24 protein-coding genes and 1 pseudogene are annotated in these 24,235 nt (G+C 65.0%); 13 read left to right on the forward strand and 12 right to left on the reverse strand.

From position 1 onward, the window contains the following. Window positions 1-160: 160 nt before the first annotated feature. The 4 genes and pseudogenes from mbfA (at window position 161) to ACUXVA_RS14085 (ending at window position 6,048) form a co-directional block, all read left to right on the forward strand. Window positions 161-1,132 (forward strand): iron exporter MbfA, encoded by a 972-nt coding sequence (gene mbfA, locus ACUXVA_RS14070; protein WP_265079743.1) that lies wholly within the window; start codon window positions 161-163, stop codon window positions 1,130-1,132. Between the two features lie 288 nt (window positions 1,133-1,420). Then, window positions 1,421-3,496, forward strand: a complete 2,076-nt coding sequence (locus ACUXVA_RS14075; RefSeq protein WP_265079742.1) for a methyl-accepting chemotaxis protein — start codon at window positions 1,421-1,423, stop codon at window positions 3,494-3,496. A gap of 47 nt (window positions 3,497-3,543) precedes the next feature. Beyond that, window positions 3,544-3,731 (forward strand): annotated as a pseudogene (locus ACUXVA_RS14080) (iron exporter MbfA); the annotation flags it as partial. A 223-nt stretch (window positions 3,732-3,954) separates the two neighbouring features. Then, window positions 3,955-6,048, forward strand: coding sequence for a methyl-accepting chemotaxis protein (locus ACUXVA_RS14085; RefSeq protein ID WP_445492743.1), 2,094 nt, complete (start codon window positions 3,955-3,957; stop codon window positions 6,046-6,048). A 122-nt stretch (window positions 6,049-6,170) separates the two neighbouring features. Here ACUXVA_RS14085 and ACUXVA_RS14090 read toward each other — a convergent pair whose 3' ends face one another. Beyond that, a complete protein-coding gene (locus ACUXVA_RS14090; RefSeq protein ID WP_445492745.1) occupies window positions 6,171-7,082 on the reverse strand; it encodes a DMT family transporter in 912 nt (303 codons plus the stop codon). Window positions 7,083-7,349: 267 nt separating this feature from the next. Here ACUXVA_RS14090 and ACUXVA_RS14095 point away from each other — a divergent pair, with 267 nt between their 5' ends. Both ACUXVA_RS14095 and ACUXVA_RS14100 read left to right on the forward strand, forming a co-directional pair. Then, window positions 7,350-7,757: a hypothetical protein gene (locus ACUXVA_RS14095; RefSeq protein WP_445492747.1), complete on the forward strand. Its 408-nt coding sequence runs from the start codon at window positions 7,350-7,352 to the stop codon at window positions 7,755-7,757. 4 nt (window positions 7,758-7,761) lie between these two features. Further along, window positions 7,762-9,624: a TonB-dependent siderophore receptor gene (locus tag ACUXVA_RS14100; RefSeq protein WP_445492749.1), complete on the forward strand. Its 1,863-nt coding sequence runs from the start codon at window positions 7,762-7,764 to the stop codon at window positions 9,622-9,624. A gap of 49 nt (window positions 9,625-9,673) precedes the next feature. Here the strand turns inward: ACUXVA_RS14100 and ACUXVA_RS14105 are convergent, their stop codons facing one another. The 4 genes from ACUXVA_RS14105 to ybaK form a co-directional block, all read right to left on the reverse strand. Continuing rightward, complete coding sequence (locus tag ACUXVA_RS14105; protein WP_265079738.1) at window positions 9,674-10,627, reverse strand: DMT family transporter; 954 nt, start codon at window positions 10,625-10,627, stop codon at window positions 9,674-9,676. A 212-nt stretch (window positions 10,628-10,839) separates the two neighbouring features. Next, on the reverse strand, window positions 10,840-11,136 hold the full coding sequence (locus ACUXVA_RS14110) for a DUF3551 domain-containing protein (RefSeq protein WP_265079737.1): 297 nt from the start codon (window positions 11,134-11,136) through the stop codon (window positions 10,840-10,842). A gap of 88 nt (window positions 11,137-11,224) precedes the next feature. Next, the gene (locus ACUXVA_RS14115; protein ID WP_265079736.1) at window positions 11,225-11,545 is read right to left on the reverse strand and encodes a hypothetical protein; all 321 of its coding nucleotides are present in this window, start codon (window positions 11,543-11,545) and stop codon (window positions 11,225-11,227) included. 107 nt (window positions 11,546-11,652) lie between these two features. After that, a complete protein-coding gene (gene ybaK / locus ACUXVA_RS14120; RefSeq protein WP_265079735.1) occupies window positions 11,653-12,126 on the reverse strand; it encodes a Cys-tRNA(Pro) deacylase in 474 nt (157 codons plus the stop codon). Between the two features lie 81 nt (window positions 12,127-12,207). Here ybaK and ACUXVA_RS14125 point away from each other — a divergent pair, with 81 nt between their 5' ends. Next, window positions 12,208-12,453 carry a hypothetical protein gene (locus ACUXVA_RS14125; RefSeq protein ID WP_445492753.1) on the forward strand — a complete coding sequence of 82 codons (246 nt, stop codon included), beginning with the start codon at window positions 12,208-12,210 and terminating at the stop codon, window positions 12,451-12,453. Window positions 12,454-12,485: 32 nt separating this feature from the next. Continuing rightward, window positions 12,486-12,653, forward strand: a complete 168-nt coding sequence (locus ACUXVA_RS14130; RefSeq protein WP_265079734.1) for a hypothetical protein — start codon at window positions 12,486-12,488, stop codon at window positions 12,651-12,653. 23 nt (window positions 12,654-12,676) lie between these two features. On the opposite strand, the gene ACUXVA_RS14135 is transcribed toward ACUXVA_RS14130, so the two are convergent. The 4 genes from ACUXVA_RS14135 to ACUXVA_RS14150 form a co-directional block, all read right to left on the reverse strand. Then, on the reverse strand, window positions 12,677-14,542 hold the full coding sequence (locus ACUXVA_RS14135) for a CHASE2 domain-containing protein (RefSeq protein WP_445492755.1): 1,866 nt from the start codon (window positions 14,540-14,542) through the stop codon (window positions 12,677-12,679). A gap of 7 nt (window positions 14,543-14,549) precedes the next feature. Further along, on the reverse strand, window positions 14,550-15,071 hold the full coding sequence (locus ACUXVA_RS14140) for a FecR domain-containing protein (protein WP_265079733.1): 522 nt from the start codon (window positions 15,069-15,071) through the stop codon (window positions 14,550-14,552). A 282-nt stretch (window positions 15,072-15,353) separates the two neighbouring features. Beyond that, on the reverse strand, window positions 15,354-15,734 hold the full coding sequence (locus tag ACUXVA_RS14145; protein WP_265079732.1) for a response regulator: 381 nt from the start codon (window positions 15,732-15,734) through the stop codon (window positions 15,354-15,356). A 12-nt stretch (window positions 15,735-15,746) separates the two neighbouring features. Next, window positions 15,747-17,156, reverse strand: coding sequence for a PAS domain-containing sensor histidine kinase (locus ACUXVA_RS14150; protein ID WP_265079731.1), 1,410 nt, complete (start codon window positions 17,154-17,156; stop codon window positions 15,747-15,749). A gap of 387 nt (window positions 17,157-17,543) precedes the next feature. On the opposite strand from ACUXVA_RS14150, the gene ACUXVA_RS14155 reads away from it, so the two are divergent. Both ACUXVA_RS14155 and ACUXVA_RS14160 read left to right on the forward strand, forming a co-directional pair. Continuing rightward, window positions 17,544-18,836, forward strand: a complete 1,293-nt coding sequence (locus ACUXVA_RS14155; RefSeq protein WP_265079730.1) for an adenylosuccinate synthase — start codon at window positions 17,544-17,546, stop codon at window positions 18,834-18,836. Between the two features lie 54 nt (window positions 18,837-18,890). After that, window positions 18,891-20,462: a hypothetical protein gene (locus tag ACUXVA_RS14160; RefSeq protein ID WP_445492759.1), complete on the forward strand. Its 1,572-nt coding sequence runs from the start codon at window positions 18,891-18,893 to the stop codon at window positions 20,460-20,462. 191 nt (window positions 20,463-20,653) lie between these two features. Here the strand turns inward: ACUXVA_RS14160 and ACUXVA_RS14165 are convergent, their stop codons facing one another. Both ACUXVA_RS14165 and ACUXVA_RS14170 read right to left on the reverse strand, forming a co-directional pair. After that, the gene (locus tag ACUXVA_RS14165) at window positions 20,654-20,839 is read right to left on the reverse strand and encodes a hypothetical protein (RefSeq protein WP_265079728.1); all 186 of its coding nucleotides are present in this window, start codon (window positions 20,837-20,839) and stop codon (window positions 20,654-20,656) included. A gap of 103 nt (window positions 20,840-20,942) precedes the next feature. Further along, window positions 20,943-21,161, reverse strand: a complete 219-nt coding sequence (locus ACUXVA_RS14170; RefSeq protein WP_445492761.1) for a hypothetical protein — start codon at window positions 21,159-21,161, stop codon at window positions 20,943-20,945. Between the two features lie 324 nt (window positions 21,162-21,485). On the opposite strand from ACUXVA_RS14170, the gene ACUXVA_RS14175 reads away from it, so the two are divergent. The 3 genes from ACUXVA_RS14175 to ACUXVA_RS14185 all read left to right on the forward strand — a co-directional run bounded on the left by ACUXVA_RS14175 (window position 21,486) and on the right by ACUXVA_RS14185 (window position 23,760). Then, window positions 21,486-21,983 carry a hypothetical protein gene (locus tag ACUXVA_RS14175; protein WP_445492763.1) on the forward strand — a complete coding sequence of 166 codons (498 nt, stop codon included), beginning with the start codon at window positions 21,486-21,488 and terminating at the stop codon, window positions 21,981-21,983. Between the two features lie 229 nt (window positions 21,984-22,212). Further along, a complete protein-coding gene (locus ACUXVA_RS14180; RefSeq protein WP_445492765.1) occupies window positions 22,213-23,412 on the forward strand; it encodes an acyltransferase family protein in 1,200 nt (399 codons plus the stop codon). 135 nt (window positions 23,413-23,547) lie between these two features. Next, a complete protein-coding gene (locus tag ACUXVA_RS14185; protein ID WP_265079724.1) occupies window positions 23,548-23,760 on the forward strand; it encodes a hypothetical protein in 213 nt (70 codons plus the stop codon). Window position 23,761: 1 nt separating this feature from the next. Here the strand turns inward: ACUXVA_RS14185 and ACUXVA_RS14190 are convergent, their stop codons facing one another. Further along, window positions 23,762-24,151 (reverse strand): hypothetical protein, encoded by a 390-nt coding sequence (locus tag ACUXVA_RS14190; RefSeq protein ID WP_265079723.1) that lies wholly within the window; start codon window positions 24,149-24,151, stop codon window positions 23,762-23,764. Window positions 24,152-24,235 lie beyond the last annotated feature (84 nt).

Raw genomic sequence — 24,235 nt, forward strand, 5'->3', positions numbered from 1 at the left:
CGGGGCAGTGTCCGCAGGGCGGCGTGCGGGAGCGATCGTTGCGGCATGTCGAATAGCAAGACCGTGGTCCCTGTGCCGCACCGCGGCAATCGTTTTGACAAAACCGCGGGCCGTCGTTATATCTATTAGAATAATTCTAATCTAAAATAAGGCATTGAAGATGAAGGCATTTTCAGACTTGACGGAGCGCGAGGTGCTGGCGGTCGCGATCTCCGGCGAGGAGGAAGACAGCCGCATCTATTCCAGCTTCGCCGAGGACCTGCTCGATCGCTACCCGGATTCGGCAAAGATCTTCAGCGAGATGGCCGAGCAGGAAAAGGGCCATCGGCACATGCTGCTGGAAATGTATGAGCAACGGTTCGGGCCGAACCTGCCGCCGATCCGCCGCGGCGACGTCAAGGGATTCATCCGTCGTCGCCCGATCTGGCTGACCCGCAATCTCCCGCTCGATGCCATCCGCAAGGAAGCGGAGACCATGGAATTCGAGGCCGAGCGATTCTACGCCAGGGCCGCCGAGCAGACCACCGACGTCCATGTCCGCAAGCTGCTGGGCGATCTCGCCGAGATGGAAAAGGGCCACGAGCAGCTGGCGTCGCGGCTGTCGGAGACGTTCCTGACGCCGGGCGCACGCAGCGCAGAGGATCACACCAGGCGGCGGATGTTCGTGCTGCAATATGTCCAGCCCGGGCTCGCCGGCCTGATGGACGGCTCGGTGTCGACGCTGGCGCCATTGTTCGCCGCGGCCTTCGCCACACACCAGAACTGGGCGACCTTCCTTGTCGGCCTCGCCGCTTCCATCGGTGCCGGCATCAGCATGGGCTTTGCCGAAGCGCTGTCCGACGACGGCTCGATGACCGGGCGCGGCTCGCCGTGGCTGCGCGGCGGCATCTGCGGATTGATGACTACCGTGGGCGGCCTCGGCCACACCATGCCGTATCTTGTGCCGGACTCCTGGGCCAACGCGTTCTGGATCGCTACGGCCATTGCCGGCGTGGTGGTGTTCTTCGAACTCTGGGCGATCGCCTGGATCCGCGCCAAGTACATGGACACGCCGTTCATGCAGGCGGTGTTCCAGATCGTGCTCGGCGGCGTCATCGTGCTGGCGGTGGGCATCCTCATCGGCGGCGCGTAGCCGGAGCCATCGTGCTTTGCAGCCGCGCGTAGCGGCTCCGATTGCGACGTCGACGGCTCACTGATGCGTCGCATCCGCGCGCGAATTGATAGCAGGACCCGCGCCGTTCGAAACACGAGTCACCCCGCTTCTGACGGACGACATAGCGGCAATATGTAGCTTGGCATACTGAGAAAATTTTCATTTTCCAATATCGAGCTACCACTCGCGTTTGTCGCGCAGCCCGCCCGTTAATGCACAGTTATGCTCCGGCCAATACCTTGACGGCACGAACCATAGGAACGTGCCATGCAAATCGGTCGTCTGTTTTCGCTCTCCATGCTCGCGGTCACGGGATTGGCAGTGCTTCTGGGCGCCGAGGTGCTCGTCCCGCAATATCGAACCGTCGCCAGCAAGAGCGAGGCCATGAGGGCCGTCGAGGCCTTCGGCGCAGTTCTGGTGGTGGGACAGAACATGGCGGGCTTGCGGGCGCCTTATGTCGGACCCTTGTTCCAGGAAGCCGCGGCGACGCCGGTGCAGCTCGACGCCGTTGCGAAGGTGCGCGCGGCATCGGACGCCGCTTTTGCGAGCGCGCGCGAGGCTATCGGTGCACTCAGCGACGGCGCGGCGGTAATTGACGGCCTGTCCAAGGCCGCGGCGAGCCTTACCGACGTTCTCGGTAGCGCCGATCGCGCCATGACCTCACCGATGACGGCGCGCGACCCCGCCATCATCAAGGGCTTCCTGCCTGGCGTCGGCAAGGCCGTCGCCAGCGTCGAGCCGCTTCTGAACCGCCTTGAAAACGATGTTGCCGTGGCGGACGCATCGCTCACGACATTGTTGAGCATCGCCCGCACCGCCCAGGATATCCGCGTCACCGGCGGCAGCCGCGCGGCGACGTTCTCGCTGCCGGTCAGCACCCGCCGGCCGCTGACGCCGGCGGAGATGTCCAGCATGGATCGTGGCCAGGGCCGTATCGACGCCGGCCGGGAACGGATCGAGGCGTCTGTCGATCAGCTCGGCAAGCCGGAACGGCTGCTGGCGCCGCTCAAGGTCGCGATCGAGGGCTATTTCGATCGCGCCGCGCCCGCCATCGAGAAGGAGATGCCGGCCGCACGCAGCGACGGCAAATACGCCATGACGTCCGACGTCCTCGCCGCAACCATCGTGCCGGCCATCCAAGCTTTCATCACGGTCCGCGATGCAGCGCTGGCCGAGGCCGCGCAGCGTGCCCGCACCGGGCGCGACCACGCCATGATGATGCTGGCTCTGACCTGCGCCGCAGTTCTTGCCTTGCTTGGCGTGCTGGGCGCGGTGACGGTGATGTTGCGCCGTCGGGTGATCGCGCCGGTGGCGACGATCACCGAGGCCGTCAGCGAACTCGCCGCCGGCCGGCATGACGTCGTCATTCCCGCGATCGACCGGACCGATGAGATCGGCACGATGGCGAAATCCCTGCAGGTGTTCAAGGAAACCCTGATTGCCAAGAAAGCCGCCGACGAGGCCGCTGCCGCGGAAGCCGATGCCAAGATCCGGCGCGGCCAGCGCGTCGATACGATGACGCGCGATTTCGAGGCGATGATCGGCGAGATCGTCGACATCGTCTCGTCGGCCTCCACCGAATTGGAGGCCTCCGCCGGAACGCTGACGTCGACCGCCGAGCGCTCCGAGAAAATGACCACGCTGGTGGCGGCAGCTTCCGAAGAAGCGTCCACCAACGTACAGTCGGTGGCCTCCGCCACCGAGGAGATGGCCTCTTCCGTGAACGAGATCAGCCGCCAGGTGCAGGACTCGGCGCGGATCGCCGGCGAGGCCGTGGTGCAGGCGCAGTCGACCAACGACCGCGTCGGCGAACTGGCGAAGGCGGCTGCGCGCATCGGCGATGTGGTCGAACTGATCAACACCATTGCCGGACAGACCAATCTGCTGGCGCTGAACGCGACGATCGAAGCGGCGCGCGCTGGCGAAGCCGGCCGCGGTTTCGCGGTGGTGGCGTCCGAAGTGAAAGCATTGGCCGAGCAGACCGCCAAGGCGACCGGCGAGATCAGCGCGCAGATCACCGGCATCCAGGCCGCGACGCAGGAATCGGTGAACGCCATCCGGGAGATCGGCAACACCATCGCCAGGATGTCGGAAATCGCCTCGACCATCGCGTCTGCGGTGGAAGAGCAGGGCGCGGCGACGCAGGAGATTTCCCGCAACGTCCAGCAGGCGGCGCAGGGAACCCAGCAGGTCTCGGCCAACATCACCGACGTGCAGCGCGGCGCCAGCGAGACCGGATCCGCGTCCTCTCAAGTGCTCCATGCGGCCAAGTCGCTGTCCAGCGAAAGCGCGCGCCTCAAGGCCGAGGTCGCCCAGTTCCTCAACTCGGTTCGCGCCGCGTAGCGCGATCCGCCAGCACTTGCCACGCGCAAGCTGCCTGCGTTCGGAAGCTGGGCATTGCTGAGGCGCTCTCCGACAAGGGCTCGATGACCAGGTGCGGGTCCCCGTGGCTGCGCGGCGGCATCTGCGACTTGATGATCAAGAGCACACGGATATGCCGTTAGTGCAGGCAGTGTTCGAGATCGTGCTCGGTGGAGTCATCGTGCTGGCGGTCGGAATATTGATCGGCGGCGCGTAGCCGCCGCCGGTTGCGTCCCTGCAGTCCTACGTGATGCCAAATCAACTCGAAATTAACCGAGTGCCACCTAAAGCTTTATTTACTGTCGTTGCATCACCAAAATTGCGTTCAAAGAAAATGCAGGCCGGCGTTCGAATGGACGCAAGCGCAGATTCTCCGCTGTCGGCGGGCATGCGCGGGCACGACCATTCGCGCGCCTGACCAGACCGTTTCGGGGCCCCCCATGAATCTTCGAATCCGCACGCTGCTGCCGCTGGTCGTCTGCGCGCTCGCCCTGATTGCGGTCGGCCTTGCCGGACTTGGCGTCCGTGACGCGCTGCAGCGCGGCGCGCAGTCGGAGGCCTTTCTCGAGGTCAACCAGATCGCGCGGGCGTTGCTGCGCAGCTCGGGGCAATGGGCGACGGAGCGCGGCATCATCAATTCCACGCTGAAGGCGCCGGAAGCGGCGGGCGTGGCGCGGCTCGGCGAGATCAAAGCCCTGCGCGAGGCCGGCGACCAGTCCCTCCGCCAGGCGCTCGAACTATTGCGTGCGCAAGCGCAGACAAAAGCCACCGCTGCGGTGATCGCCGACGCCGAGCAGATGCATCGGGCGCTGCAGGCCGTGCGCGGCAAGATCGATCAGGAACTCGGCAAGCCGATGAATGTGCGGGCGACTGAGGTGGTGCAGGGCGCCTTCGCCCAGATCACCCTGGCGATCGAGACTTCGGCGAAGCTGCGGCAGACGCTCGAAACGCTCAGCTCCCCACCCTCTGCGGCGTTGGCGCGACTGGTGATGCTGCGCCACCTCACCGCGGACATGGCCGAGTATGCCGGCCGCGAGCGCGGCTATCTCGGCGGCATTATCAGCGCGCGTGCCAAACTGGGGAGCGAGCAGTTACGCAACCTGTCGATGTTCCGCGGCCATATCGATCTGGCTTGGTCGATGGTGGCAGCTTTGAAACAGCGTGTCGACACGCCTGCCGCGGTCAGCGATGCGATCGACGGCGTCGCGAAGGAATACTACGGCGTCTATAACGCGGTGCGCGAGCAGATATTCGCCTCCGGAGAACGCGGTGACTACGCGCTCAGCGCCGACGAGTACTTCAAGCGCGCCACGGTGGCGGTCGGCCACATCCTGCGGCTCGCCGAGGCGATCGGCGGCGCGGCCGATGAGGAGGCGGCCAACGACGCGGCGCGCAGCAGCGCTGCCGTGAACGTCAACGGCGGGGTGCTGGCCGCGGCGCTGCTGCTGGTCATCGTCAGCCTGTGGCTGACCTTCGCTCGCATCCTGCGGCCGTTGTCGACGCTGACCACCGCGATGCGCGGTCTCGCCGCGGGCGATCTGACCGTCGCTCTGCCGGGGCTGCGGCGCACCGACGAGATCGGCGAGATGGCGCAGGCAGTGGACGCCTGCAGGCGCCACGTTCAGGCCCGGGCGCGAGAGGAGATCGAGGCAAAAACCGCAGACGACGAGCGCATTGCGGCGCAGCGCCGCAAGGACATGCACCGGCTGGCCGAGGGTTTCGAGAGCGCGGTTGGCGAGATCGTCGAAACCGTGGCGTCGGCCTCCACCGAACTCGAAGCTTCGGCGGCCACGCTGACGTCGACTGCCGAGCGCGCCGAGGAACTGACCACGCTGGTGGCGGCGGCGTCTGAAGAGGCCTCGACCAACGTGCAGTCGGTGGCCTCGGCGACCGAGGAGATGGCGTCGTCGGTCAACGAGATCAGCCGCCAGGTTCAGGATTCGGCGCGGATCGCCGGCGAGGCGGTCGAGCAGGCGCAGAAGACCAACGACCGCGTCGGTGAACTGGCGAAGGCTGCCGCCCGCATCGGCGATGTCATCGAACTGATCAACGCCATCGCGGGACAAACCAATCTGCTGGCGCTGAACGCGACCATCGAGGCGGCGCGCGCCGGCGATGCCGGCCGCGGCTTTGCCGTGGTGGCGTCCGAGGTCAAGGCCCTGGCCGAGCAGACGGCCAAGGCTACCGGCGATATCAGCGCACAGATCAACGGCATCCAGGCCGCGACCCAGGAATCCGTGACAGCGATCAGGGAGATTGGCGAGACCATCGCGCGCATGTCGGAGATCGCCTCGACCATCGCGTCAGCGGTGGAAGAGCAGGGTGCGGCGACGCAGGAAATTTCCCGCAACGTCCAGCAGGCGGCGCAGGGAACCCAGCAGGTCTCGGCCAACATCACCGAAGTGCAGCGCGGCGCCAGCGAGACCGGATCTGCGTCCTCGCAGGTGCTCACCGCAGCGACGTCACTGTCATCGGAAAGCGCCCGGCTCAAGCTTGAGGTCAGCAAGTTCCTCGACTCGGTGCGGGCCGCTTAGCGCGGTCCCCAAGTAGAGGTGTTGCGTCCGCAGTAGCGTAGCGGTTGGCTTCCTGAGCGTCGCGCGCACCACCCCTCCGTCGACACTTCCGGCGCCACCGGAATGCAGGGGCGCATGGGCAACTACCGCCGCGATGCCACGACCACGCCGGCCAGCACCAAGGCATAGCCGACCAGATGAAACAGTTTGGGCTGTTCGTCGAGGAAAACGATGGCCATGGCCGAGCCGAACACCGGCATCAGGTGGAAAAACGGCGCAGCGCGGTTGGGCCCGATCAGGGCGATGCCGCGGTTGAAGAACAGGTAGGCCAGCGCCGAGGGAAAGACGATCACATAGATCAGCGTGACGAGCGTCAGGCGGTCGAGGATCAGCGGCGTGCCGGACGTAAGTTCCCAGATGTTGAGCGGAATGGTCATCAGCGCGCCGGCGCCGATGGTCACCACGATCAGCGACAACGGATGGCTGGCCGGTCGCCGCAGCATCAGCGCCGAGTAGATCCCGAAGATGAACAGCGCCGCCGCCAGCATCGCGTCGCCCTTGTTGATCTCGATGCTGGTCAGCGCCGCGAGGTCGCCACGCAGGATGATGATCAGCACGCCGATGAGCGATGTGAAGATGCCCAGCAGCCGTGGCAGCGTCAGCCGCACGCCGAACAGGATCAGCGTCCACAGCGCCACGCACAGCGGTCCGGCCGACTGGATCAGCAACCCGTTCAGCGCCTGAGTATACAGCAGGCCCCAATAGGCGAGCACGGTGTTGGCGGCAAATCCGGTGAAGCCGAGCGCAAGCATCAAAGGCCAGCGCGCGATCAGCACCGGCCAGTCGTCGCGCAGATGCGGCCAGGCAAACGGCAGCAGCAGCAAGAACGCGCCGACGCAGCGCACGCAGGCCATCGTCACGGGCGGGACATGCCCGGACACGTAGCGTCCCAGCACCATGTTAGTGGCCCAGAACAGCGACGTCAGGCTGAGCAGCAGATAGGGCTGGTTGGAGAGCCAAGTGACGGGAGACAGCTTTCGGCTTTGGTCCATCATCGAGCCCGTCAATCGCCACGCAAGGAGTTTAGATCGATTCAAATAATCGCAACTCACGCAAACAAACAACCGTCCGACGCGGGACGCTTCCATGCACCAACGTGCCGCCGCGCGCAAAGCTGCGGCAGTCTGGCAACAGTGCACAGCGAAAGGCTCTGTCTGGAAGCCTTCCATTGGAGTTGCCTGGACAAGTCGCCTAAGCGGAATCCAGCGAAGTGTTGCGTCATCCACATCAGCAGATGCGCCGGATATGAGTGGAGGCTTGCGTTGAAGAAGATCCATCTGTCGCGGCTGGCGGCCTTGTCGTCGGCCTGTGCGTTGAGCGTGCTGACATTGAATTCATCCGCGGCACAGCAAGCGAACGCGGGGGCTGGGCAGGGCGCGCAGACCCTGCCTCCGGTGGTGATCAGCCAGCCGCAGGTGCGCCGTGCCGCGGCGGCCGCGCCAAAGCGCGCCGCCCGTGCGCCGCGCAGCAGCGCTGCTGCTTCGCGCAGGCCGCCGGTCGAGCGCGCCGCCCTATTCGTCGAGAATCCGCGCGGCGCGATCCGTGGCTATGTCGCCGGGCGCAGCATGGCCGGCACCAAGACCAACACTGCGATCAACGAGAACCCGCAGTCGGTTTCGGTCATCGGCGCCGAACAGATCTCGCGACCAGAGGCCGAAGAAGTTCGATGAGATCGTGCGCTACACGCCCGGCATCGTCGGCGGCTATTTCGGCGCCGACACCCGCAACGACTGGTTCCTGATTCGTGGCTTCAAGTCCGACGACAATAGTCTGTTCCTCGATGGCATCCAGTTGTTCTCGACCGCTTTCGCGACCTGGAAGCTTCAGCCGTTCAATCTCGAGCGTGTCGAAGTCCTGCGCGGGCCTTCCGCGGTGCTGTACGGTGGATCGAGCCCGAGCGGCATCGTCAACGCCGTCAGCAAGATGCCGCCGGCGGAGCCGATCCGCTACATCGAAGCCGGCGTCGATAGCTTCGGCAACGGTTACACGGCGTTCGATTTCGGCGGCCCGGTCGCGATCTCGCCGGAGCATGGCAAGCTGTACACCCGTCTCGTCGGCCAGGTGCAGAACGGCGGCACCCAGACCGACTTTACACCCAACAACAACTACTTCATCGCACCGTCGGTGACCTGGAAGCCCGACGCTGACACCAGCCTCACGGTGCTGGCGTCGGCATCCTATAACCAGACCCGCGCGCAGAATTTCCTTCCCTATGCGGGCACTGTCACCGCCGCGCCGTTTGGCAGGATCGGGACGGGGCTGTTCGCCGGCGAACCGAGCGCCGATACGTTCAAGCGCGAGCAGGAGATGCTGGGCTATCAGTTCGAGCGCCATCTGTCGGACAACGTCACGTTCCGCCAGAATGCGCGCTACGCGCACACCGATGTCACGCTGTCGACGCAGCAGGGGTTGGGCTACGCGACGACGCCCGCCGCCGCAAACCTGGCGCGCGGCAACTTCTTCACCCATGGCATAGGCAACCAGGCCGACCTCGACAGCCAGGTGGAATACCGTTTCGACACCGGCATTCTCAGTCATACCACGCTGTTCGGCCTCGACCTCAAGCACTACAGCATCGATGACTACCAGGGATTCGGCGCGGCGACGCCGCTCAACCTGATCAATCCGGTCTATGCCCCCACCGCGCAGTTCAGCGGGACGCCGTACCAGAATGCGATGCTGACGCAGAACCAGCTCGGCGTCTACGTGCAGGACCAGATCAAGCTCGATCGCCTGACGCTGGTGCTGAGCGGTCGCAACGACTGGGTCGGCACCAACAACGACAACCGCATCGGCGCGGGCCTGAGCCGCGAAGACAGCAAGTTCAGCGGTCGCGCCGGGCTGATCTACAATTTCGACTCTGGCGTCGCCCCCTATGTGTCCTACGCCACCAGCTACAACCCCGTCGTAGGCACCAACTTCTCGACCCGCACGTTGCTGATGCCGGAAACCGGCCAGCAGACCGAAGTCGGCATCAAGTATCAGCCGGTCGGGTTCGACGGTCACTTCGGCTTCGCCTATTTCGACCTGAAGCGTCAGAATGCCCTCACGAGCGATCCCAGCAACGCCAACTTCACGGTGCAGAACGGTGAAGTGACGTCGCGCGGCCTTGAACTGGAGGCGGTCGCCAATCTGGCGCCGGGATTCAAGGTCATCGGTTCATTCACGACCTATAACCTGTTCGTCAGCAAGGATGGCAACCCGGCATTGATCGGTACGGTGCCGACCAATACGCCGCGCCAGATGGCGTCAGGCTGGGCCGACTACACGTTCCAGGACGGACCGCTGCGCGGTTTCGGCTTCGGCGGCGGCGTGCGCTATATCGGTTCGTCGTTCGCCGACGCCGCCAACCTGCTGCCGGTCCCCTCCACTATACTGGGCGATGCGGCACTTCACTACGAGTGGCAGAACTGGCGCGTGGCCGTGAATGCGGTCAATGTCACCGACCAGATCTACGTGGCGAGTTGCGCTACGGCATCGTCCTGTTTCTATGGCGATCGCCGTCGCGTCACGGCCAGCGTCGGCTACAAGTGGTAGCAGGCCGTCAAGGCAGCGGTGCCGATCGGCTCAAGGAAGACCAGCAGGATTAGTCAACCCCGGCCGAAGCCGCGGCAATCGCCGGCTTCGGCTTCCTGGCCGCCACCACGATGCCGCACAGCACCAGCGCATAGCCGACGATGTGAAACAGGTGCATCGTCTCGCCGAGGAAGAAGATGGCCATGGCCGAGCCGAACACCGGGATCAGGTGAAAGAACGGCGCCGAGCGGTTGGCGCCGATCAGGGCGATGCCGCGGTTGTAGAACGTATAGGCCAGCACCGAGGGGAACACCGCGACGTAGGCCAGCGACAACAGGTTGCCGGCATTGATCTCCGCCGGTGGCCGCGTGAACAGCTCCCATATGAACGGCGGCACGAGGCACAGCGCGCCGCAGGCAAAGGTGAAGGTCAAGAACGACAATTGCTGGATCGCCGGCCGTTTCAGGGTAAGCACCGCATAGAGACCGAAGATCGCCATCGCCAGCAGGAACAGGAGGTCGCCCTTGTTGAGCTCGATGGCGGTCAACGCCGCAAGATCGCCACGCAGCAGGATTACCAGCACGCCGATCATGGAGAGCGCGATGCCGCAGGCTTGCGCGATGGTCAACCGCACGCGAAGAATGAGCAGCGACCAGATCGCGACGAACAGCGGTCCCGACGATTGCAGCAGCAGCGAGTTTAGGGCCGTGGTGTATTCAAGTCCCCAGTATTGCAGCGAGTTGAACAGGCCGATGCTGATCAATGACAGGAAGATCATGAATCCGAATTGCCGTCGGATCACCGGCCAGTCCTGCCGCATCGCTCGCCAGCCGAACGGCAGCAAGATCAGTGCGGCGAGGCCCCAGCGAAAGAATGACAGGGTGAACGGCGGAATGTGGCCGGCAGCGGCGCGACCGACGATGGCGTTGCCGGCCCAGAACAGCGAGGTCAGGCTGAGCAGCAGATAGGGCTGGTTCAACAGCCATCCGATCGGTGTGCGTTCGGTCGAGATGGAAGGGGGCATGATTGGGCCTGGACAGAAAACGCTGGTACCGCGCGGCCAGCTACTGGCCGGCTGCCGGATCGGTCTGACAGACACGGATTTGCCGCCGATATCAATGGCGGAACTGCATTGCGATCATGCAGGACAGCGCGGTCGCGCCGCCGCCGCGCAACCTTCGCAGTGCAAAGAAAAGGCCCCGAACGGCTCGGGGCCTTTTTCGCTGCGGACCGACCTTACCAGCGTCGGTTCCAGTCGTTATTCCAGTTGTTGTTCCAGTCGTTATCCCCGCGAGCACCGTGGCGGCGGCTCTTGCGCGGGCGCTGCTCCTGACCGAAGGCCAGTCGCGGATTGACGATGCAGTCGCCGCCGATTCCGCTCACCGTCGCCATGCACTGGTTGAACGACGTAAACGAGCAGCTCGGATTGAAGCCGGTGACCGAGGTGCGCGAGCACCACGGGTAATCTCTAGCCATGCTCGGCGTCGCGCCGAGGACAAGGAGAAAGGCGGAGGCCGCCAAGATTGAACGCATGGTAGAATCCTTGCTCGTTGACAATGACCGTCCAATTCTAGGGACAGTTGATTGTTCCGCCATGCGCGGTCAAGTCTCGTGGGTGACGTCAGCAGTCTCCGGGTTTGGCCGTCGAGGTGGCGCCCTGGGCCTGCTGCGCCGCTGTCGGCTGACCCTCGGTCTGTCGCCGCACGTCCTCCGACGAGGTGGCACCGCCGGCGGTGGCATTGCCCATGGCGCTGGTCGGCGGATGTTGCGCTGTAGTGGCGGAGCCTGTGGTGATCGTCTGTCCGGTATTGCCCGGCGTGGGCCCGGCGCCGGCATCGCCCATCTTGCCGTCCTTGCCCGTCGTGCAGGGGCCTGCCTGTGCGGCGCCGAGGCCGAGCATCAGAATGGCCATTCCGGCCATCATGGTCTGGTGGATCTTCATGTGTCTCTCCTGGGTTTCCCCGTCATCGGCCGCGTCTTCGCGTGGCTGGACGGCAAGGGGGAAACCCGCCCGACGCGGACCTGTTCCGGGAACTTATCTGTTTACGTTCAGGCCACCACGCTGCTGGCGGTGGCGCCAAGTGCCTTGCAGGCGTCGTTCGGATCCAGCGCGATCTGCAAGCCGCGCTGGCCGCCGTTGAGATAGATGCTGGCCTCGCTCAGCGCCGCCTGCTCGATCACCACCGGCACACGCTTCTTCTGGCCGAACGGGCTGATACCGCCGACATGATAGCCGGTCAGACGCTCGGCGTCGGCCGGTCGCATCATCTTCGCGGTCTTGCCGTGCAATGCGGCCGCCAGCTTTTTCATGCTGACTTCGCAGTCGGACGGCACTACGACGCAGACCGGCTTGCCGTCGACCTCGGCCATCAGCGTCTTCAACACCCGCCGCGGTTCGGCGCCCAGCGCGGCTGCGGCCTGCAGCCCGATACTGTCGGCGTCGGGATCGTAATCGTAGCTGTGCAGCGTGAAGGCGATGCCCAGCCTGGTCAGCGCCAGCGTCGCGGGGGTGGTCTTCGACATGGTGCGTCCTGCTTCGTCCGGCGCGGGGCCGGAACCTGTTGTTGCCCTTGACGTTGCTCCGTGCAACCGCAGGAGAGCGCCATGGGACTTGCGACATACGCCATTATCGAAACGGGGAAAACCGGAACCTCCGGCCCCAACATCTACAGCACCTGGGGAATCCTCCACGACGGAAATGTCGAGGGCGATTACGAAACCAAGGAGGCGGCTTTCGAATCCGCAGTGGCCGCGGCCTCGCTGGCGGTGCGCGAAGGCCATGAAGTCCATGTCAGCGTGCCTTCGCGCGCGGCCGGCAATGGCACGGCGCTGGGCGCCACCACCAATTAACCCCTACGTACGCAGAAGCAACAGGAGCCGGCATGAGCCAGGAGACCCCAAAGGACGATCCACGGCAGCGCGACGACTGGAAGCCCACGAAGGGGACCGACGAACCGTGGAAACAGCCTGCACAGAAGTCGCAGGACCCGGCGGCACCGGATACGCCGAAACCCGATCTTGAAAAGTGGAGCGAGACCAACACCCATTGAGCGGCGTGGCGTGGCGGCGCGTGTTACTGCGTGGGCGCGCCGCGCCGCCACAGCCAGACATTGATGCTTCCGGTGCGGCCACGGACTTGCACGTCCTCCGGGCCGTTCAGCACACCGGAGGTCTGCACCGGCGAGTTCGGTCCGGCCTTGCGCAGCAGGTCGTCGGTCAGCGCGATTTCGGCGCCATGGCTCTTTGCTACGTCCATCATTCGGCTGGCGACATTGACGGTGTCGCCGATGGCGGTGACGTGCTGGTGACTGCCGCCAAGCCGTGACGCGACGATGGCGCCGAAATGCGCGCCGATCTTGAAGCCGATCCGGCTTCCGACCTGCGGCGGCAGCGAGGCCAGCCAAGCGTGTGTGCGGGCGCTTAGGCCGAGACAGCAATTTACGGCGTTGACGGCATCGTCGGCGGAAGCTTGCGGCAGGCCGAACAGGATCATCGCGCCGTCGCCCATGAAGCTGGTGATCAGGCCGCCGCAGGCCTCCACTTCACGGTCGACGATGCGCTGGAAATCGCTCAGCAACTCGCGCGTTGCATTGGGGCCGGCCGTCTCGCTGTGTGCGGTGAATCCTGACAGATCGATAAACACAATGGCCGCGTCCTGATGCACCGGCTGCAGCAGGAAGTCGGGATCCTCGGTCAGCCAGGCGTGCAGCCGCGGCGCCTGGAACTGCTGCAGCAGGTCGCTGCGATCCGCAAGGTGCTGGGCGCGCCGGCGCCCCATCCAGATCTGCACGGCGCCGAACAGGATCGTCGGCGGGGCGGCGGCGGCAATCGGGAGCGCGGCGCTTAGCCAGACCCCGTGTGCGAACGCCGCAACGTTGACCGTCGACCAGATCGCCGCGACGGCGGCGATGGCCACAAGCCCGACCGTATTACGGCGCCACGCCAGCAGGCCGACCAGCAGCATCGGTAACAGCACCGCGACGGCGCCATCGGCGAGCCGCACTGCGTGGTTGCGCACCAGCGCATCCTTGGCCAGCAGATGGGTGATGGCAGTCGCGACCACCTCGACGCCGGGCATCACCGGATCGAACGGCGTCGGGAAAAAGTCGCCGCCGCCGGTCGCCGTGACGCCGATCACCACAGCGCGGTCCTCGATGTCGTGGCGCGCCAGCGTGCCGTCAAGCGCGGCGGAGGCGCCAACAGTAGGGATGGTGCCGTGCGGGCCGTAGAACGAGATCGGCAAGAGATGCCCGACGTCGGTCGGGACATCCGGCCCCGACAGAACGAAATCGTTCGGCGCGATGCTGGGGTCCTGGCGCGCGGCCGCCGCCGCCGTGCGCAGCGGCAGCGACACCAGCACGGCATCTGCCGTGCGGAACAGCAGCGGTATCGAGCGCGGAATGCCGGTCTGATCGGTGGTCACGTTGACCACGCCGACGCCGGCCTGATCGGTAAAGTCTTTCAGCGGCAGCAGGAAGCGCGCCGCGGTTGGAAGCCGCGCCAGCGGTCCGTCGCCGTCGGCGGCGAGGCGCTGCCGCGACTCGGCGAATATCGCCGCCGCGGCGATCACCGCATTGGTGTTGCCCAGCGCCCGCGCCAGCGCGGCATCGTCCTCGGGCGTGCTGCGATCGACCAGCAGCAAGTCCACTGCGATCACCCTGGGTTTGAGCTGTGCGATCTGCTCAATGATGCGGGCGAGGGCGGCGCGTGGCAGCGGATAGCTGCCCTGTTCGCGCACCACTTGGTCGTCGATGGCGACGATGGTCACCGCGTCGGGCGGCAGCCGGGTGCCGCGCGCCAGCACCCGCAGATCGGTCAGCGTCGCCTCGAAACGGTCGAGCAGCCGCATGCCGGAGGGCCCGTTTCCCCAGGTCAGCGCCGCGCCCCAAAGGCCTGCCAGCACGATGGCAACGGGAGCCTGGAATGCCCGGGCCTTCATCGGCTGCCTAGCGGCCGAGCCGGGCCATCAGCGCCGCAACGCGGGGCGCGGCCCAGCGCTTCACTTCCAACGGCGTCGTGCCGGCCTCGACATCGACGCCTTCGCCCGGGCCGAGCACCACCTGGCCCGCAACGGTGGGGCGGCGGACGGCGACACGGCCGGTGTCGACGAATACCGAGGTCTTGGCGGCGTCGGCATCGACCGCCCATTTGGTGCCGCGCACCGCGGCGATGGCCTGCGGCGTCGTCACCTCGAAGCGCTTGCCGGATTTGTTTTTCGGCGCCTCGACGAACACCGCCTTGCTCTGCAGGTCGATGGCGTCCACATGCCCGTCACGATTGCGATCCTGCAGCGTGAACGTTGCGCCGCTCTCGGCGACGATGGTCAGCCCACCGCCGCAGCGCAGGGTCTGCGTACCCGCGGCCGACGCTTGCGCCGTGCAGCCCATCCCTGGTTGCTGCGCCGAAGCGGCGCCGCAGAATATTGCGCCCACCAGCGCGGCGGTCGCCATCTGCGTGGGGATACTCATGCCAATACTCCAAATTGTTCGACAGCCATGGTCCTTTAGGCGTGCATCGCGCGGTTTCGTTCAAGGCCCAAGGATTGGCGGGGCGCCGGTACCTATATAAGGCCGGCCGAAACCCATGCCACCCGCCGGTTCAAGTTTTTGGAGGCTTGGCCGTTATGTCGGTGCGGTTTTGCGCAGGTTCGCGATGACGCAGCGAGATCCGCATGCGCATCTCGGGCGGCTCGGCTCCGCGCACCGGCGCGATCAAGCCGCTGTGAACGCGAGCCGCTGTCCGCCTGATGCCTAATCGGCGATCAGCGTACGCAGTTCGTCGATCATCCGATCGGTCTCGAACGGCTTGCCGAAAAACCTGCTGTCGGCGGGCAGCTCATTTTCTGAAACCTGCAGATGGCCCGAGACGATCACGATCTTGATAGGGGGCCAGCGGTCGCGAACGGCGTGTGCGAGTTTGAGGCCGTCCATCGATCCGGGCATGTTGACGTCGGTGAACAGCAGCGCGATGTCGGAACGAGACTCCAGGATCGCGACGGCCTCGTCGGCGTTAGAGGCCTCGATGGGGATGAACCCGGCTTCTTCGACGATGTCGGCGGCATGCATGCGCAGCAACGCTTCATCTTCGACGATCAGGATGGCGTAGCGTTCAGGTTTCTTCGATGTTGCCATTGCGATCTCGTATCAGAGGCTGGGGGCGGCCGAAACCAGATCGCTCAATCTGGTCTCGAACCGGCAGAGCAGGCCTTCCGGCAGGTAGTCGATTTTGACCGAATTGCCAAAATCCGATGCCAATGTTCTCTCGATCAGGCGCGATCCGAAGCCGCGGTGCGTCGGCGGCGCCACAAGGGGGCCGCCGGCTTCGCGCCATTGGAAGTGCAGCAGCGGCTCTTTGTCAGACGCGATACAATTCCAATCGATCGCGATCGTTCCGCCGGGCACCGACAGCGCGCCATATTTGGCTGCATTGGTCGCAAGCTCGTGAAGCGCCAGTGCCAACGACAGCGCCTGCTTCGCGGTGAGCTGGACAGCGGGGCCGCCGGCGCGGATGCGGCCTTCGCCGGTGCGATGCGGCGCCAGCGCGCCGTCCACCACGGTAGGCATCGAGGCACTGGTCCAGCTCGACCTTGTGAGAATGTCGTGGGCCTGATTGAGCGCATGGAGGCGGGCATCGAAGATGCTGCGCGCTTCCTCCTTGGTCGCCGCGGTACGGAAGGTCTGGTTGGCGATGGCGCCGACCATCGCCATGGTGTTCTTGATGCGGTGTTCCAGTTCGCGCGTCAGCAGCCGCTGCTGCGCCTCCGCGCGCTTCAGCTTGCTGATGTCGCAGATCGTGCCAATGAAGCGGATCGCTTTGCCGTTCTCGAAATCCGACTTGCCCTTGGCGGAACACCACCGCTCGATGCCGTCCTCGAAGCCAATGGTGCGAAACTCGATGTCGTAGGCTTGCGGTCCGTCCGGCCGCATGGCGTCGGTACACGCTTTGTCAGTTGCTTCGCGATCGTCGGGATGGACGCCCGCCAGGAACACGTCGAAGCTCACCGGCTTGCCGGGCGTCAGGCCGAACAGCTGGTAGCAACGCGCATCCCATTTCAGGACGCCGGTTTGCGGATCGAAGTCCCAGGTCCCGGTGTCGGCGGCGTTGAGCGCGGCGGCCAGACGGGCTTCGCTGGTCTGCAGCGCCACTTCGGCAAAATGCACGGCGGTCACGTCGCGAGACACCGACAGTAATTTTTCGGGTTTGCCGTCGGGGCCGGGGATGGGCGTGACGCTGACGTCCCACCATCTCGGCGAGCCGGCCATGGTGGCGGCGTAGCCCCGGAAGTGTCCGGCACCTCCGGCCTTTGCGGTGGCCACTGCCGCCTTGGCGTCGATATGGCCTTGGTCCTGCCAGAAGTCCGGCCATGGACAGCCCCGGATAGCAGCGAAGTCGGTGACTTCCATGATCCGCTGGCCGCCCTCGGTCATGAATTCGAGGTTGCCTTCGAGGTCGAGGATCTTGATGCAGTCGCCCGACGAGGCCAGCAGGCTGCGCAGCAGCAACGTTGGGTCTGACAGCGGCCCGAACGATTGATCCACGAATACCTCTGACAATGAATTCTCGAGCGGTCAGTTGCTGCGTATCAGCAGTGCTTGCATCAAGTTGCGAGGTGGGTGACGGTTCCCTGTCGCTCACCGCCACGGCAACGCAGCCACCCCGCTGATTACGCCGGATGTGCCGGAACCCGCGCCATCATTGCCCGGCGCCTCCACGGAGTACGGATTTTTGGGGGATATCAAGGGTTTGACCGCGCTCTGAAGTCCTCAAAACGGCCCTTCTTGCTTGCTTCCCCAAGCGGCTTCCGTTAATCCCGTGATGCCTCGCATGCGAGCGGCTGCGGCCGTGTTTGGCTGGGCGCTCCGGCATGATTCGCACGGCGGGAAACCGGTTTTCCCGCCACAGTCATGCGCCATGAAGTGAATTGCAGGGATTACCTCGAAATGGCCAATGTTGTCGTCGTCGGCGCCCAGTGGGGCGACGAGGGAAAAGGCAAGATCGTCGACTGGTTGTCGGAGCAGGCGGACATCGTCGCGCGCTTCCAGGGCGGCCATAATGCCGGCCATACGCTGGTCATCGACGGCACCACCTACAAGCTGGCTCTGCTGCCGTCGGGCGTGTTGCGTCCGTCAAAGCTCGGCGTCATCGGCAACGGCGTGGTGTTCGACCCGCAGGCGTTCCTCGATGAGGTCAAGCGGCTTCAGGCTCAGGGCGTGCACATCGGTCCCGACAATCTGCGCATTGCCGAGAATGTCACTTTGATCCTGCCGCTGCACCGCGAACTCGACAGCCTGCGCGAAAACGCCAGCAAGGCCAATGCCATCGGAACCACCCAGCGCGGCATCGGCCCGGCCTATGAAGACAAGGTTGGCCGCCGCGCCATCCGGCTGATGGACCTCGCCGATCCCGACACGCTGCCTAACAAGATCGACCGCCTGCTGGCGCATCACAATGCGCTGCGCCGCGGCTTCGGACTGCCGGAATTCGACGGTGCGGAGATCCAGAAGGGCCTGATGGCGCTTGCGCCGGAACTGCTGCCTTACGCCGAGGCCGTCTGGCGGCTGCTCGACCAGAAGCGCCGCGAAGGCAAGCGCATCCTGTTCGAGGGTGCGCAGGGCGCGCTGCTCGACGTCGACCACGGCACCTATCCCTACGTCACCTCGTCCAACACCGTCGCTGCGCAGGCCGCCACCGGCACCGGCATGGGTCCAGGCGCGGTCGGCTACGTGCTGGGCATCTGCAAGGCCTACACCACCCGGGTCGGCGCCGGCCCATTCCCCACCGAACTCGACAACGATATCGGCCGCCGCATCGGCGAGCGCGGCCGCGAATTCGGCACCAACACCGGCCGCCCGCGCCGCTGCGGCTGGTTCGACGCCGTGCTGGTGCGCCAGACCGTGCGGACCTGCGGCATTCACGGCCTGGCCCTGACGAAACTCGACATTCTCGACGGCTTCGACACCATCGAGGTCTGCGTCGGCTACATGCTGGACGGCAAGGAGATCGACTATCTACCGGCCGGCGAGGGCGCCCAGGCCCGCATCGTGCCGGTCTACGAGACCATCGAAGGCTGGAAGGAACCCACCGCCAATGCCCGGTCCTGGGCGGATTTGCCGGCCCAGGCCATCAAATACGTGCGCCGGGTCGAGGAACTGGTTGGCTGTCCGATTGCTTTGCTTTCCACCAGCCCGGAACGCGAAGATACTATTCTGGTGCAAAATCCGTTCGAGGCTTAACGAAGTATTACCAGAATACTCTCAAAGTGAGGGTATTCACAGAGTCGAGTACCGATGGCTGACTACTACCCGCTGATTGCCCGTGCCATCGCTGGCCTGGATCCCAGTGCTCCCGGCGAGCAGCGCCGCGCGCTGTACGAGCGCGCGCGCAGCGCGCTGATCGCGCAATTGCGCAGCGTCGAGCCGCCGCTCACCGAATCCGAGATCACCCGGGAACGGCTGTCGCTCGAGGATGCCGTCCGCAAGGTCGAGTCCGAGGCCGCGGCCCGGGCCCGCGACATCAGTCGCGGTGGCGACGGCAAGCCGCGCGCCGGCGACGCGTTCCGCAACAACAACCGCGCCAATCCACAGCCGCCGGCCGAGCCCTCGCCGCGCGGCCGCCAGCCGATCGTGCCGACGCCGGCACCGCCGCGCGACCGTCCCGACGATGTCGCGGCGGAGCGCCCGAAGCGCAACCTGCGCATCGATCCGCCGCCGATTCCGCGGCAGCAGCAGCCCAGCGTCGCCATGCAGGAGCCCACCCTGCCGCCGACCCGCGAACGCTCCGCTGCGCCGCGCCCCGACCAGCCGGCGGCTCCCGGTGCCGCGGCCATGCGCGGCTTTCGCGACGTCACTGCCGATGTCGACGATCTCGGCCGCGCCGCCGCGCAGGCCAACCGCGCCGCGCGAAAAACCTATGCCAACGTCCCGTCGGAGTCGCCCGAGTTCGACCGGCTCGAGCCGAGCATGGAAGACCGCGGCGGCGATTATGCCTATGACGAGTCCGGCAACGACGGTCGCTTCGAGTCTGAACCGGCGTCGCGGCAGCGCCCGGATTCGGTAAAGCCGAAGAAAGAGAAGAAGATCAAGCCGCCGCGCGCACCGCGCACCGGCCGGTTTCCGCTCAAGACTGCCGTCGGCATCGGCATCGCAATGATCCTGGTCGGCACCGCGATCCTGGCGGGTCCGAAGATCATGCAGACGGTGCGCGGGTTCGGCTCCTCGACGCCGGTCGTGGTCGATGCCACGAAGGATGCGCCGCTGGCGCCGCGGCCGAAGATTGCCGATCGCGTCGGCCAGCCCAGTTCGTCGGACCAGGTCGCCCCCGTGGCACAGCGCGTGGTGCTCTATGACGAGGATCCGGCCGAGCCCAAGGGCAAGCAATATGTCGGCACCGTGGTGTGGCGGACCGAGCAGATCAAGGCGTCGGGCGGCAAGCCCGGCGACCTCGCGGTGCGCGCCGATATCGAGATCCCGGAACGCAAGTTCAAGATGTCGATGTCGTTCCGACGCAATACCGATACGTCGTTGCCGGCCAGCCACACCGCCGAACTGACCTTCGTGTTGCCGCCGGATTTCTCCGGAGGCGGTGTCAGCAACGTGCCGGGCATCCTGATGAAGTCCAACGAGCAGGCGCGCGGCACGCCGCTGGCAGGACTCGCGGTCAAGGTCACCGACGGCTTCTTCCTGGTGGGCCTCAGCAACGTCGAGAGCGACCGCTCCCGCAACATCCAGTTGCTCAAGGAGCGTTCGTGGTTCGACGTGCCGCTGGTCTACAGCAACCAGCGCCGCGCCATCATCGCCATCGAGAAGGGCTCGCCGGGCGAGCGCGCCTTCAACGAGGCCTTCGCGGCCTGGGGCGAGTAGTCTTCCTTCACCTCTCCCCGCTGGGGAGAGGTCGGATTGCGAAGCAATCCGGGTGAGGGGCCTCGCTCGGACACAAACCTCCACGCCAGCGAGTAGGGCGGATCAGCGAAGCGTGATCTGCCATTCGGCGTCAGACAGGCGCAATACGCCGGGCCATTGCGACGTTTGAATGCTCTACGGATGGTGCTGGATCAAGCCGGCGCGGCGGCGAAATATCTTGGCGCGTCGCGCCAGTCGCGGGCCGCGGCCCTGACCGCCTTGGCGCGATAGTCCAGTTCGAGGTCGCACAGCATGCCGCGCAGTTCGGCGTCGGCTTCCTGGCTGGCGAGCCGGTTGCAGTCATCGGCGCGTTGCCGCAGGTACATTTCTGAAATCATGCAGCCTCCGTCCATCAACGAACAATTGACGGAGGCTGTGCGCGGTTATGGGCAAGGGCGTGGCGGCAATGTGCACAAATGCGACCGCCGGGAACCCGAAAAACTACGGCGCGCCGCCGGCGCCGGCGGCGATCGCGTGGGTCACTAGGTCGTGGGCGTCGGTGATGCCTTCCGATGCGCTGCGCACGATGGTTTCGGCCATCTTCGCCTTGGTGGCGGGAGTGCGATGCTGCTCGGCGATCTGCTCCACCGCGATATCCAGCACTTCGCGCAAGGCAGCGATGTAGCTGGGGTCGAATTTCGGCATCGACTCTGTCGTCATGGGGCCCTCTGTTCTCAATGGGCGGACCATGACGACGCAATGGGGCTGATGTGAGTCAGGGCCATGAACTGGCGATGACTGCGGCTGACATTGAAGTGATGGCGACATCGCGCCATCGACACCAAACTGTAACCTTTTCCGTGTGCACGCCGGCGCGGCGCGGGGACGAGCGGACGCGCCTTGGCGCGGTTGCGGCATATGCCGAAGCTACGGCTGCGGCATGCGCGAAAATCGGAGCACGGGCGGTGACGACTCGTTTATGGTGTTGGCGTAGCGTGGCGGCCGTCAGAGCCCGGCTGCCCGCGCTCGCTTTGGGGCTCGCTGATGATGCCGACCACGATTCTGCCGATCCTGCCGATCTGTTCCGACCTGCGTCTGCGTCGTCTGGCGCAGGCCTTTATCGTGCTGCTGGCGCTGTCGCCGTCGCCATCGACGGCGCGCGAGGCGCCGAGCGCGCCGTTCCTGCAGAAGAACGGCTTCTATCTGGAGTCGGCGGGTTTCAAGGCGCGGTTCGTCAGCGATGCGGCCTCGCAGGAGGCGATGCGCAAACTGCCGGCCCACCGCTTCGTGGTGCACAAGACGCCGAACGGTCCGGTCTACGTCTATGCCGATCCGAAAGCCTGCGTCTGCATCTTCACCGGCCGCCGCGACAATTATCTGTCGTATCTGGACATCCTGCGCGCGCCGCTGCCGCAGGCGGATGCGGTGTCGCCGGACTACAAGTCCGAAGCCGGCGCGCTGCTGGCCGACGACCCCGTCGACTCTGCCGGCATCGACTGGCAGCCCGATAGCGCCGCGGCCTTTCTGCGCGACTATTACTAGCACGCGGGTTCTGCAGTTCGGCGACGACGGTAGCACCGGGCGGGTCCGAGAGGTTGATTTCCGACGCCCTCGATGCCGCGCGCGTTACACGCGGAAATCCATGACCTGACCAGGCGATTTTGCGCGTCGGCCTTAAGGAGAGATTAGAACTCGGCGTCTAGATTTGCGCTCCAATTGCGCGATTGAGAGCCCCGCAAAGGTGGACCGGAAGGTCCAGGAAGGTACCTCGATGCAAACCCTTGGTTCAGCTTTGGACGACCAAAAGGGTTTCGGCCGGGGATTCGATTTCCTTCGGATATGTCTGGCGACCGGAATCATTGCCTGGCACACCGCCCAGCCGAGCGGGCATCTGGAGTTGGCCAGGGCATCCGTCTTCTGGCTTTCCGAATACATGCTTGTGCCGATGTTTTTCGCCTTGAGCGGATTCCTGGTGGCAGGAAGCAGCACGCGTCTCTCTGCAAAGAACTTCATGCTTAACCGCGCTGCGCGCATCCTGCCGGCGCTCATCGTCGACATCTTCTTTGCGGCGCTCTTGATCGGCCCGCTGGTGACGACGTTGCCCGCAAGAGAATATTTCACCGACGCGACTTTCTTCAGCTACTTTCTCAACATCACGGGATGGATCCACTACTCTCTTCCGGGCGTGTTCGAGAACAATCCTTCGCCGGAGGTGAATGGCGCGCTCTGGACGGTCCCTTTCGAAATGGGCTGTTATGTCATTCTGATCGGACTGATGCTGTCCGGGGCGATCAAACGAACCAGAGTGGTGCCGTTGTTCACTCTCGGCGTTCTGATCGCCGGAATCTATCTCAGGCAGATGTCATCGCACCTCGTCAGCGACCATGCCTCGTTTTTCGATCTGCTGGCGATGAACCTCTTCCTTTTCCGCGGATCGTTGCTCTGGCCGTCCTTCCTGATCGGAATCGTCCTCTATCAACTGCGGTATTGCGTGCCGTTCTCCAGGACGGCGGCCATCGGCCTGCTATGCGTGGCGGCTCTTTTGAGCGCATTTGGAAGTAATGCGGCGTTGTTCGGCAACCCCGGCGTTCATGCCATCGCGCTCCCGCTGCTCGGCTATCTCACCGTCCTGGTCGGGCTGTCGCCGATGCCACGTCTTCCGGGCTTTGGGACCGGCGACTACTCCTACGGGCTGTATCTCTATCATGTCCCGTTCCTGCAGCTGCTGATCCACTACTTTCCGGAGGCCTGGACCGGCGACCGTTGGTGGACACTGTTTCTGGTCGGGTTTCCGCTCTCGCTGACAGCCGCTGTGATCTCGTGGCACCTGTTTGAATATCCCGTGCTCAAGCTCAGGAACTCTTTCGTGATCAAACGACGGCCGGAAGGTGCTACGGCAGTCTTGGGCGTGCCACGCTTGCCGCCAACAGCCAGTTTGCCGCTGACAGCGCATCTGTCACGGGATAGTTGACCGCAATTCTCGATCGCGATGCAGCGCCAGGATCGGGAAATATCCGGCCTCGTCGCCGTCGGTCGACGCCAACCTGCAGACTGGCGTCATCGCCGACACGCTGCTAAATCCCGACCAGTTCACTGGAGTCTGAAGATGTCCCATAAAACCTGGATCGCGAAACGGTCGCTGTCGATCGATCTGGAATACGACACGGCATTCGAGGTCAGGGAGGGCATGACCTATACAGACGACGGCACCACCGTGTTCGGCGATTATGTCTGCGACGAATTGTTTGCGCCGGCCACGCCCGGTCCCGGCACGATCGTCGTGACCCATCCCGAGGCGCGCAGGTCGCGAAGAAACTAGTCTACAGCGTTTCGAAGGTGGCTCGTCCGCACCAATGCGATGGCTCGGCCTTTTCCTGTCGAAACACCTTGTTGTGCAGGATGGTCACGACGTAGGTCTGCTGCCCGATCGAATTGCCCATCGCGCCGTTCACGGTCGCGCGGACACAGGTCTCCCAGGCTCCGGCTGCCTGCAGCGGCGGCGAAAAACTGATGTTGGACGGTGCCGCTGCGGGCATGAAGAATTCGGACAGCCGTGTCGCGAGCAGATTGCGGATGTCCGGAGCCGGCTCGGGTTGGGGCGCCGCGGCGGCCTTGTCCTTGAGGATGTCCGGCGCCCAGGTGGCGCCGGGATCGATGGAGCATCCCGACAGGGCCACAGCGATCAGCGGAATGACAAGGCATCTGGACATCGGTCCAAGCTAGTGCCCGCCCGGTTGTCGAGCAAGGGGGCTCGCGGCGAGCCATGCTCCTGGCTCGCCCGGCGTTGCGTGGGT

The sequence above is a fragment of the Rhodopseudomonas sp. RCAM05734 genome, assembly GCF_052658035.1.